Source organism: Candidatus Zixiibacteriota bacterium (assembly GCA_019038695.1).
Taxonomy (GTDB): Bacteria; Zixibacteria; MSB-5A5; order GN15; family FEB-12; genus B120-G9.
In genome coordinates this window covers 20,391-31,979 of the sequence record JAHOYZ010000002.1, presented here as the reverse complement: position 1 = coordinate 31,979, position 11,589 = coordinate 20,391, and the positions used below count along the sequence as shown (strand labels likewise).

General features: G+C 49.8%; 10 protein-coding genes. 9 read left to right on the top strand and 1 reads right to left on the bottom strand.

Annotated elements, in window-relative coordinates; all coding sequences use genetic code 11:
* Window positions 1–62 precede the first annotated feature (62 nt).
* Window positions 63–1,826 carry a SpoIIE family protein phosphatase gene (locus KOO62_00555; GenBank protein MBU8932473.1) on the top strand — a complete coding sequence of 588 codons (1,764 nt, stop codon included), beginning with the start codon at window positions 63–65 and terminating at the stop codon, window positions 1,824–1,826.
* Window positions 1,827–1,905: 79 nt separating this feature from the next.
* Window positions 1,906–2,943 (top strand): hypothetical protein, encoded by a 1,038-nt coding sequence (locus KOO62_00550; GenBank protein MBU8932472.1) that lies wholly within the window; start codon window positions 1,906–1,908, stop codon window positions 2,941–2,943.
* A gap of 183 nt (window positions 2,944–3,126) precedes the next feature.
* On the opposite strand, the gene rpmA is transcribed toward KOO62_00550, so the two are convergent.
* The gene (gene rpmA / locus KOO62_00545) at window positions 3,127–3,378 is read right to left on the bottom strand and encodes a 50S ribosomal protein L27 (GenBank protein ID MBU8932471.1); all 252 of its coding nucleotides are present in this window, start codon (window positions 3,376–3,378) and stop codon (window positions 3,127–3,129) included.
* A gap of 345 nt (window positions 3,379–3,723) precedes the next feature.
* Here rpmA and yajC point away from each other — a divergent pair, with 345 nt between their 5' ends.
* The 7 genes from yajC (at window position 3,724) to eno (ending at window position 11,570) form a co-directional block, all read left to right on the top strand.
* Window positions 3,724–4,014 carry a preprotein translocase subunit YajC gene (gene yajC, locus KOO62_00540; protein MBU8932470.1) on the top strand — a complete coding sequence of 97 codons (291 nt, stop codon included), beginning with the start codon at window positions 3,724–3,726 and terminating at the stop codon, window positions 4,012–4,014.
* Between the two features lie 19 nt (window positions 4,015–4,033).
* A complete protein-coding gene (gene def / locus KOO62_00535; protein MBU8932469.1) occupies window positions 4,034–4,543 on the top strand; it encodes a peptide deformylase in 510 nt (169 codons plus the stop codon).
* A gap of 73 nt (window positions 4,544–4,616) precedes the next feature.
* Window positions 4,617–5,588, top strand: coding sequence for a methionyl-tRNA formyltransferase (fmt, locus tag KOO62_00530; GenBank protein MBU8932468.1), 972 nt, complete (start codon window positions 4,617–4,619; stop codon window positions 5,586–5,588).
* On the top strand, window positions 5,585–7,117 hold the full coding sequence (locus KOO62_00525; GenBank protein ID MBU8932467.1) for an Rne/Rng family ribonuclease: 1,533 nt from the start codon (window positions 5,585–5,587) through the stop codon (window positions 7,115–7,117). Before fmt ends, KOO62_00525 begins: the two co-directional genes overlap by 4 nt.
* Window positions 7,118–7,316: 199 nt before the next feature.
* Window positions 7,317–7,955 carry a CYTH domain-containing protein gene (locus tag KOO62_00520; protein MBU8932466.1) on the top strand — a complete coding sequence of 213 codons (639 nt, stop codon included), beginning with the start codon at window positions 7,317–7,319 and terminating at the stop codon, window positions 7,953–7,955.
* Window positions 7,956–8,102: 147 nt separating this feature from the next.
* Window positions 8,103–9,458 (top strand): hypothetical protein, encoded by a 1,356-nt coding sequence (locus tag KOO62_00515; GenBank protein ID MBU8932465.1) that lies wholly within the window; start codon window positions 8,103–8,105, stop codon window positions 9,456–9,458.
* A gap of 813 nt (window positions 9,459–10,271) precedes the next feature.
* Entirely contained in the window at window positions 10,272–11,570 is a 1,299-nt protein-coding gene (eno, locus tag KOO62_00510; protein ID MBU8932464.1) for a phosphopyruvate hydratase, read from the top strand.
* Window positions 11,571–11,589: the final 19 nt, after the last annotated feature.

The window sequence follows — 11,589 nt, the reverse complement described above, 5'->3', positions numbered from 1 at the left end:
TCGCCTAATCCTCCGGAAACTCCATTGACAAATCTTTCATTCCTCTTACCTTGAGTCGCAACATGACTGATTCGATTCAACATACGCGTACCGAGAAACTCCTGCTTGAGGCGGCTCGGACATTTAACACTACCCTAGAATACGAGGAACTCATCACTCGTGTTCTGCGGTTGGTCATGACCGCCGTTGGGGCAGAGGCGGCTCTCGTTTTTCGTGTAGATCACGATCGAACCGATATGAAAATTCGTCTCCTCAAACGGGGACAGGATAAGCTATGTGTTTTCCGACAGGAGTTGGGCAGCGGAGTAGTAGGCTGGGTAGCCAACTTTAGAAAGCCAATGCTGATCAACGATGCGACCAGTGATACACGGGTCGATCCGGAAATCGAAACTCGCGGTGAAATTAAGATCAACTCGCTGGTGAGTGTGCCGCTTATTGGCAAAGGTCAGATGATCGGGGTCATTGAGGCCATCAACAAAAGCGAGGGGGAGTTTACAGCCGTCGATCAGGACATTTTGATTGGTCTCACTAACCAGATTGCGGTAGCTATTGACAACGCCCATCTCTATCGCGAAATGAAACGAGAAGCTTTCGAAAAAAACCTGCTTTTCGAGATTGGTATCAAGCTATCCCATTCTCTCAATCTGGATGAAGTACTTCAGGAAATAATACGATCACTCAATAAGGCAGTCGACTTCGATGCCGGCGGCGTGTTCCTGGTCGATCCCGAGCGAGGGGAGATCGGGTCAATCATGACTGAAGGCTACCAGCCCGGCAAGGATTCCGAGTTGGCCCTCAAGATCGGTCAGGGTGTCATTGGCCAGGTGGTGACGACCGGCGAACCGGTTATTGTAGGCGATGTTTCTAAGGATGAGCGTTACATCCCGGCGCGTGCGCGAACCAACAGCGAGATTGTCGTGCCGATGGTTCTGGGGACCAACGGTCCTGACGGCAAAGTCATTGGAGTACTTAATCTCGAATCGGACAAACTGCGAGCTTTCAACCGACGCCAGTTGGCGCTGATCCAGGTCTTTGCTTCTCAGGCGGCTATTTCTGTTGAGCGAGCCCGACTCCATGAGGAAATTCTCAGCGGCAAAAAGATCGAGGAACAACTCAATGTCGCACGCGAGATTCAACGCACTTTCCTACCTCGCGCCAACCCCAATTTGCCGGGATATGATATTGACGGCATCAACATTTCTTCCGGTCAGGTGGGCGGAGACTACTACGACTTTATCACTATCCTGGACACTCAAACCGGGATCGCCATCGGCGATGTTTCCGGTAAAGGAGTTCCGGCCTCGCTGATCATGGCCTCGTTTCGGGCTTCGCTGATCGCCGAGATTCGCAACAACTACGCCATACGTGCCATAGCCCATAAAGTCAACAATCTTCTGTATGAATCAATCACCTCGGGCAATTTTGTTACAGCTATCTACAGTGTTCTGGACTCACGCAATCACATCCTGACTTTCTGCAACTGCGGCCATGATCTCCCTATTCTTTTGCGCGCGGATGGAAAAGTGGAATTCCTGCGAGAAGGTGGACCGGTCCTTGGTGTTTCCCAGGATGCCAAGTACGAAGAACGGCCCGTTTTTCTCAACCCCGGAGAGATTGTTGTTTTCTACACCGATGGCGTGACCGAGGTGTTTGATCGTAGCGGAGAACAGTTTGGCCTTGACCGATTGATCGAACTTATCAAGGCCAATCGCAACAAGCCGGCCGAGGAAATACAAACAATCACTTACAAGGCTGTCAAGGCTTTCGCTGCTCCCGATCACATCTTTGATGACTTCACGATGGTTGTTCTCAAGCGCAATGAATAAGATTCTCCTTTGATTTTGTGCCTAATCTATTATTTTGAACTGAAGTAAAATAAACAGTGTTTACGCGGAGATTCCAATAATGAAGAGACTCTTTCCGATTCTGGTTCTGTTCTCGGTCGTTCTCTACATCGGCTGCGGTGGAGATGATGACAACGGCGGCGGCACTGGTCCTACCACCACCATCCCTAGCCTTCAGGTGAATACAACGGTAACCGCCGATCTGACCGGTAATGCTCTGGCGGCTGCATGGAATACAGTCGATTCCCTGATTGTTGATGTTTCCGGTAGCAAGCCACCATCCAAAGTTGTGCCATCTCAGGCCCTGGTTTACACTCCTGAAGTGACCGTAAAGGCTGTACAGCGCGATGATACTCTATTCCTGTGGCTGCGGTGGACGGATACAACGCATTCGGTATGGCCCAGCGTCTATACCATCAACTCGGCTGTCCCTCTTCGTTTCAATGAAAGGTCGCCCTTGGACGAAGGTGCGGAAGATCAGATGTATGTGATGTTTGATGGGGCCCCCGGTGGCAATTGGGATGTCTGGAATTGGCGAGTAGTAACGACCGGGGGAGCTCATTTTGCTGAAGGAGCCAGTTGGAGCGGCAGTGCTTTAACTAACGATGCAAAAGGAACCGGAGCATCGTTTGTGATCGCCAGAGAGAATCAACCGATTGCCGGAGACGATCCAACCTATGCTCACGAAGATACAAGCGATTTCCATGGATACTTGCTTTTCGACACGGCCAAGATCAGTAGAAGCGATACTATTATTACTGCTGATGAAGATACGGTTTTCTGGCATGAGACAAGTAAATGGGAAATCGGTCAGAAAATACCGGGATTCTATATTGACAACTCCATTAACGCTCCCGGGATTACCGAGGGAAACCTTGGCAGTCGCTGGGATATCCGCACGGTCTCACATTACGATTCCTCGTCTACCCAGTATACGCTCGTCCTTCATCGGAAACTGGATACGGACTACAACGAAGATATTGATCTCTCTGCTGTAGATTCGGTCAAAGTTCGGTTAGGTATTCTAAATGACGAGAGATATCTGATAACCGGTAGTGCCAACCGTGGCTTCTCTGAAGAATTCTGGATCAAGTTCTAAGACCGCTTTGCAGTGCATTCTGCTAAGATTATCTACGTCAAAAGACGCATAAAGAGGTCAGTTCGCTACTGCGGACTGACCTTCTCTTTTTCAGTGCTATAATCGTCAAGAGAAACTGTACGCAACGAAAAAACCGCTGCGAATATCACAGCGGCCTCTCGGTAGATTTTTTGTTGGCAGTGGTTATTCGTAAACGGAAATGCGTTTACCGCTGCGGCCAACCCGTTCAAACTTCACGACGCCGGTGATCTTAGCGAACAAAGTATTGTCCGAGCCTAATCCGACATTGTATCCAGGCTTAAGTCTTGTGCCGCACTGGCGGACAATGATCGATCCCGCTGGAACCGCCTGGCCATCAAAGACTTTGACCCCGCGACGCTGGGCATTTGAATCACGGCCGTTCTTGGAAGAACCGACACCTTTTTTGTGTGCCATAACGAACCTCTAAAGAAACTCATTTGTTTTCGTTTTCAGTCTGGGTCTACACCCACCAACTGTTATCGGCCAGTGACAGCACGACAACAGCCTTATATGATACACAAATTGTCACCGAGCGCAAGCGAAATCTACAAGTGAATATTCTACCGAAAGTTATGTGCATTGAGCAAAATCCTGCCCAACAGCAGCAAAACCTCACTCCCGACTATCCGAAATATACCTTGCACCGCGATTCTGATCGGTTATATTTTTTGTGAATTAACAGAATTGGCCCTGTTCAGTTTTTGAGCAGCAGGCCGATAGAAACAGGAGAGATGTTATATAGTGAATTGGCCAATACTTATGACCGGTGCCGAGGGCGCCGGCGGTGGCGGTGGGATGTTTACGCTGGTATGGTTCGGACTCATTTTTGTCCTGATGTACCTGCTGTTGATCCGACCCCAAAGAAAGAAGCAGAAGGCGCATGAGACCCTGCTTCAAGAGTTAAAGAAAGGTGACAAGGTGGTAACCAGCGGCGGTATGTTTGGAACCATATTCGCCATCGATGAAGAGCGCGGACGAGTCGTCATAAAAATCGGCGAAACCAAGTTCGAGTTCCTCAAATCGTCGATTGCCGCCCGAGTAGACACCTGAGGTAGTTTAAGGAGTTACTGTGGCCGAGCGACCGATCGTCATTTACGGCGACCCGGTATTGCGGAAAGTCTGCGATCCGGTTGACGAGATCAACCAGGAAATCAAAGACCTGGTGTCGGATTTGACCGACGCCCTGAAAAAAGCTCGAGGTCTGGGGCTGTCAGCGCCTCAGATCGGTGTATTGAAGCGTGTATTCATTGTGGATTTAACAACGATTGACATTACCGCTTCCCTCAAAATTTTTATTAACCCGGAAATTGTGGAAGTCAGCGAAGAAGAGGCTGAATATGAAGAAGGATGTTTGTCTTTTCCGGGATTGTATCAGAAGATTTTCCGCCCTGCCAAGGTGAAAGTGCGGGCGACGGATCTTGAAGGCAACCAGTTTGAAATGGAAGCCGAAGGCATGAGTGCCAGGGCCATACAGCATGAGTATGACCATCTTGAGGGAACCCTGTTTATTGATCGTATGTCGTCTTTGGCCCGGACGATGGCAAAGGGCCGCCTGAGAAAACTCAAAGAAGTTTCCTGAGGATCGCTTCACACTTCCGCATCGGCTGTTTCCGTCCCACTACGGACGCTCAGCATCACAGTAGACATACCCAATGAGACTTGTTTTCATGGGCACGCCGGGGTTTGCCTGCAAACCACTGGCCTGTCTGGCAGAAAGTAAACACGAGCTTGTGGCTGTGGTCACCGGTCCTGATGAACCAACATCGCGAGGTCGAAAAACGCTCCCGACAGCCGTTTGTTGCGAAGCGATTGAGCACGGATTGCCGGTGTTCAAACCTGCAAAGCTCAAGAGCAGAAAGCTGAGGGAGTCGCTGGCAGAATTGCGACCGGACTTGTTTGTAGTGGTGGCCTTCAAGATTCTGCCGCAGAAGCTCTATACGCTGCCGCGTCTGGGCTCGATCAATATTCATGGTTCCCTGTTGCCCAAATATCGCGGTGCCGCCCCGATCAATTGGGCCTTGATTAACGGTGAAAAGGAAACCGGCTTGACCAGTTTTGTCCTCAACGATACTGTGGACACTGGAGACATCATTCTGCAGGAAAGAGTGGCGATTGAGCCGGACGACAACTTTGATTCCCTTTATGCTCGGATGTCGGACCGATGTGGGCCATTCCTGCTCCAGACACTCGATATGCTGGACAAGGGCGACTTCGTGCCGGTGATACAGGATCATTCGCTGGCCAGTCCTGCGCCAAAGATCACCCCCGAAAACGCCATGATCGATTTCGGATTTCCCGCCCACAATGTCACCAATTTTGTGCGTGGGTTGTCATCGGTGCCGGGTGCTTATACTTTTTTCCGCGGTAGACGGATGAAGGTGCTGGAGTGTTCAAGCACCGACATGAGTATGATCGACGAGAAGGGCTCGTCAGAGAGGCCGGGGTCGATCATTAAACACAAGAGAAAGCTGCTGGTTCGGTGCGCCGGATCGGTGGTTGAGATATCAAAAATTATGCCCCAGGGCAAGAAAACGATGGATGGTACGTCGTTTGTCAATGGCTACCATCCCGCAGAAGGGGAATGTTTCGGCGAGTTGCCGGAACAGATAGAAAGCAAATTATGAAAAAAGAGATTCTAATCAACTCAACCGACTATGAGCGACGAGTCGCCATGATCGAGGATGACCTCCTGGTTGAGTTACAAGTTGAACGCCCAGACAGCGACCGTATGGTCGGTGATATTTACAAAGGCATTATCAAAACCGTTCTGCCCGGAATGGGCGCCGCCTTTGTCGATATCGGACTGCCAAGAGCGGCTTACCTTCACTCGTCCGACATAGGCAAAGACTACGGTTCTTCCTACGATCCTGACGGTGAAGAAGAGGCTCCTGCCGAAATCGTGCGCAAACGCAAACGGGAGCGAATCGAAGCTGTCCTGAAGAGAAACCAGGAGCTTCTGGTTCAGGTCATAAAAGAACCAATCTCCACCAAAGGCCCCCGGATTACATCGGAGATATCTATTCCCGGTCGCTATACCGTCCTGGTGCCGAATGATGACCATATCCGAATGTCCAAGAAAATCACCAACTGGGGTGAACGCCGTCGGCTGAAAAAAGCTGCCGCGCCGGACAGACCGGAAGGATTTGGCCTGATTATCCGCACTGAAGCTGAGGGCAAGGAGGAGCGTGAATTACGGGCTGATATCAAGCGCGGTCTTAAGCTCTGGGCCAAGCTCAAGAAAAAAGCCGATAGTTCTTCCGCTCCCGCTCTGATCCATAAAGAAGCCGATATTGTGGTATCGATGATACGCGATGTGTTCACCGACGACGTCGAGCGTGTTCTGATCGACAACAAAGCGGATTACAAAAGAGTCATCAGCTTCACCCGCCAGGTAATGCCCCATCTCAAGGACAGGGTTGAGTTATACAAAGGTGCTCAGCCGCTGTTTGATATGTACGATCTGGAAACCGAGATCGACCGCATGATGGACAATAAAGTCTGGATCAAACGCGGAGCATATCTGATTATTGACCAGACTGAGGCGATGGTAACTATTGACGTCAATACCGGTCGCTACACGGGTGGTAGAGACCAGGAGACGACGATTTTTCAGACCAATATCGACGCCGCCCGAGAGATCGCGCGTCAGATTCGTCTGCGCGACATTGGAGGTTTGATTGTCTGTGATTTCATTGATATGTATAGTCGGGAGAACCGGCGCAAGCTACACGAAGAATTCCAGAAGTACTTCCAGCCGGATCGAGCCAAGGGTGCGATAAACCCGGTTACCGAATTCGGGCTGGTAGAAATGACTCGGGAACGTGTACGCCCTTCGCATATGCAGGCTCTCTCCGATCCCTGTCCTACTTGTGGTGGTCGGGGGCGTATTGTCTCGAAAGAAACCCTGGCGACCAAGATCGAACGCTGGTTCCTGCGAGCAAAAGCTGGGGCCAAATACCATCGTTTCAACCTCGTCGTCAGTCCGCATCTGGCCGAGGCAATGGTTGACAACGGCACCAATCGTATCGAGCGCGTTATGAAAATAAACAAATTCAAGATCAATGTCGTGCGCGATACCACTATCCCGGTCCAGGAATACCGTGTTTTCGACGCGGAAACAAATCAGAATATCACGGAAGAATACCTCAGCTAAGTATCACACCGGGAGTGGCTCACGCTGCTCCCGGTATTTCCACGCTACGGCGTTTCAGTGGGCGTCAGACGCCCTCGTCTGCCCCATTTGTTCCCGGTCACTCCACGCTACGGCGTCCTTCGCATAAAGCAAAAAAGAGACCCTTGCCCCCACAAAAGAGTGGCGTTTCGACCCCGAATGTTGCTATATTGTGACTGGGATGAATTCGAAGAATCAATTACAACGGGAGATTGAGGTCAAACTCGATCTCGAATCGTTCACCAATTACCTGAAATTCGTCGGGTTTATCGGGCAGTTGGACAATGAGGTGCGTCAGGTCAACTGCTTCTTTGATACCGAAGATGGTGTCTTGTCGGGCAGTGGTTGGGCGTTGCGAGTACGGACCGAAGCCCAGACCGGGCTGGTCACACTCAAAGGTGACAATTCAGGGTCGGACAAAGTCGCGATCAGGGATGAAATAGAAGCGTCGATTCCGTTTGAAATTGCCGGCGATGTGATAGCTCTCAAACACGACATCCTTGATCTCGATATTGCTCCGATTGTTTATGTCAAAGAGAAATTCGGACAGATCAGCCTGGCTCGACTGGTACGGTTTGAGAATCATCGTCAGCGTAAAGAGTTCCAGTTGGGTGATCATACGTACACGCTTGAAGTAGACACTACGACTTATTCTGATGGTTCGGTAGGTTATGAACTTGAGGTCGAGTTACCGGATGAAGACCGCCTTGATGGTGTGCTCAATGATCTCCGCCGCATGTTTTCTTCTTTGTCGATTCCGTTTACACACCAGACCACCTCCAAATTCGCCAGGGCGCTGAAAAGGGTGGGGGAGTTTTAGCAGGGGGTGTTGGTGGCCCACAGCTTGCTGTGGGATCAGTGAGCATATAGACTGTCTTGATGAATAGAATTTTGTAGGTCAAGCGGCCTGCCTCTTGATTATCTCGACGATGTTGTCAATGTCAAGTGGACAGGCGGCTTGACCCACATGACTAAAAGAAATAGTGTCGGTCGCATATTACAGGGGCAGAAAACGATGAGTCTTGGTCTACATAGAGATTGCGTAAAGCGACTTTCAGAGAAGATAGCAGATTTGCTCGCACAGGTGAAAGTTAAGAATCGGGTGTTTCTTGACTGGGAGTCTGCCGTAACTTTGATTCGGGCTGAGTCAATAATGCCTAAGAGCGGCGACTTGACAAGGGTGTTGGAAGAATACGTGGGTGAGACACCTCTCTTCAGTTTTCTCTATAATCATCTATCAGAGCGGCTTGCCAAGACCCAAGAATACGACTCGAGCTCACTATCGTTATTGCTACAAGAGCTAAAGGGATATGAAGATCTCACAGCAATCGCACAACGGTTGGTCTCCGATTTTGAGTCATTACCTTGGGATTATTGTCTGACGATAAAGTTCGATAATCGTTTTGGTGATTTCTTTGCGCGTACATTAAAGGAGTATTCGCTCGGAGATTCTGTCCGATTAGTAAGCCCGGATGACACCTTTGAGAGAGATTTTCCCCTCGGCGATGATGTAGGGACAAACGATGCTCCGTCCCTTGGTGACCTTGTTGGCATCCCTGGGACAGGTCCCCGAAAGTGGGATCAATCATCTACCTATATTCAAGTAAGTGTAGATGGTTTCATGGGATCATTCCTGACGACTGGAGCGATCTCTAGGGCTACCTCTCTGTTGAAGGCTTTCTGTGGAATGGGGATTGCCTTGCAGTTGTTCGAGGTGAAACATACCTATCGACTTGCTCCAACCAAATTACGGTATACTATTCATCATTCTGAAACTGGCATATGGGTAATGGATCGGAGCGGTGTACTGGAGGCGACCGTATCGGATACTTATCGTGACTTGTGTTTTCGATATGCTGGTGAAGATGAACAACTTGACAGCAAATGGGTCGAATGGGTAAAGGGGAGGTTAGACAAAATAAAATGCGCATTTGAGAACCCGGAAAGAGCTCGGAAGCTCTTGCTGGCGAGCCAGTGGCTCTTTGATAGTTTGGGCGGGACTAACGAACTACTATCATTCGTACAGGCTATGGTAGTACTGGAAATTCTACTCGGCAGCAAAACAGATTCCGAAGCAACGGGCCTCGGTGCCCTGCTAAGGAATCGCTGCGCCTACCTGATTAGCAAAACTCACCAGCAGCGAGAGGATATTCAGGTTATGTTTAAGGATATCTACGATGTTCGGTCTAAAATTGTGCATTCCGGCAAGAGCAACCTGAATATGCGCGAACGAGAATTATTCACTCATCTGCAGAGGATGTGTCGAAGGGTTATTCAGGAGGAAGTTGAACTATTGGTGGGGGATGAACGGAAGAACAAGTAATCTAGATACTTCACCTCCTACATTGGGATCGGCATAAACACCTAGGATGTAGGTTATCACTGAAAAAACAGGCTTGCCTGTCCACACTTCCCCTACAGCTTCACCCTTGTTTCTTTCCCCATCCCCTTCGGTATGACACAAGCACCAAACAGACAAAAACCAATTCATATCCAAAAGCAATACGAAAAGTGCCCCATATTCACTACAATTTCACCGCTTGAAACTATAAGCAAATTCGTCTTACGCACCCAATGCCAGGGAGTTACACCATAACACAAAACGCATATTACCAAACAAAGCCATTTTGAGCCAAGCACCTAATTATGAATTATGTAGCGGCAGACGAGGGCGTCTGCCGCCCATGAGATCCGGCCCAAACACCTATGAAAGGGCACCCATGAAACGTAACAAGGAATAGTGTTAGCATGATTGAGCCGGGCACTCGATGGGAAAGCCGCAAGCAAACAGGCAGAGGTGTTAAGATAAGCATAAAAAAAGGCCGGACAGAGCCGGCCCAAAGTCAGCCTGTTTTAATCCGCTGACCTGATGTCGTGCGAGGATGTTGTCCTCTTAACCAGAACAGTATCAAATTATGTGCCGGCAGCGTAAGTGGCAGTCTATCACCAACATAAGGTTCAACGTTTGTGTCGAACGTATGGGTTGTACCCCATACTTTTTTGGACAAATTCTCCTTTCCTGTTTTGGAAGAGAAGACAAAATCAGGCAGAGTCGGTTTCAAACTTGATTCCTCAAACGACGCCTGATAGCTTCGGCCCAAGAATATGAAACATACTTTGTCCGAAAGGAATTAGCATGTCTGATTTCCAATTCATCCACGCCCGGCAGATTCTCGACAGTCGCGGCACTCCCACTGTGGAGGTGGACGTAATCCTCTCCGACGGTTCTCTGGGGCGGGCAGCGGTCCCCTCGGGAGCATCAACCGGAGCCCATGAAGCGGTAGAGCTTCGCGACGGGAACAAGAAGTTCTTTTTCGGCAAAGGTGTGACCAAAGCGGTCGCAAATGTAAATGAGAAGATTGGGCCAGCGTTGATGAGAGACGATATTGATCCGTTTGACCAAGTGTCGTTGGACAACTTTCTCATCGATCTCGACGGCACCGAGAATAAAAGCAAGATGGGCGCGAATGCCATGCTGGGTGTGTCGCTGGCTACTGCCAAAGCGGCCTCTGAATCACGCGGAAGATTCCTCTACGAATATATCGGGGGCTGCAATTGCAAGATTCTCCCGGTGCCTATGATGAACATCATTAACGGCGGTAAACATGCCGACAACAACGTCGATCTACAGGAGTTCATGGTCATGCCGGTCGGGGCGAAGTCTTTCAGCCAGGCGTTGCAGATGGGTGTCGAGATATTTGGTCATCTCAAAAAAGTCCTGGCCGCCAAAGGATACAACACTGCTGTTGGAGATGAAGGCGGTTTTGCACCCGACCTCAAGTCGAACGAAGAAGCGCTTGAAGTCATCATGAAGGCTATTGGCAAGTCTGGCTACGAACCCGGAAGTCAGATTCGAATTGCTCTTGACCCGGCCTCGACCGAGTTCTATGACGCTAAGACCAAAAAGTACGTCCTGGCCGCTGAAGGCAAGAAGCTGGATTCGTCGGCGATGGTGAAGTTCTATGCTGATCTCTGTAAGAAGTATCCCATAATCTCTATCGAAGACGGTCTGGCCGAAGACGACTGGGATGGTTGGGCGGAAATGACAGCCGAAATGGGAGACAAAATACAGATCGTCGGTGACGATTTGTTTGTCACCAATCCCAAACGACTGGTCCGCGGTATCGCAGAGAAAAGCGCGAATTCGATTCTTATCAAACTGAACCAGATCGGTACTCTTACCGAAACTCTGGACACCATCGACATGGCGCATAAGGCCGGGTTCACGGCCATTGTATCGCATCGATCGGGCGAAACCGAAGACGCGACTATCGCCGATGTCGTAGTGGCCTCAGGAGCCGGACAGATCAAAACCGGTTCGCTTTGTCGTTCGGATCGAATCGCCAAATACAATCAGCTGCTTCGGATCGAAGAACAGATCGGCTGTGTAGCGGTCTTTCCGGGTCTGAAAGCTTTCGGAAGTCTGGCGATATAGAAGGCAACCGGTATCGATA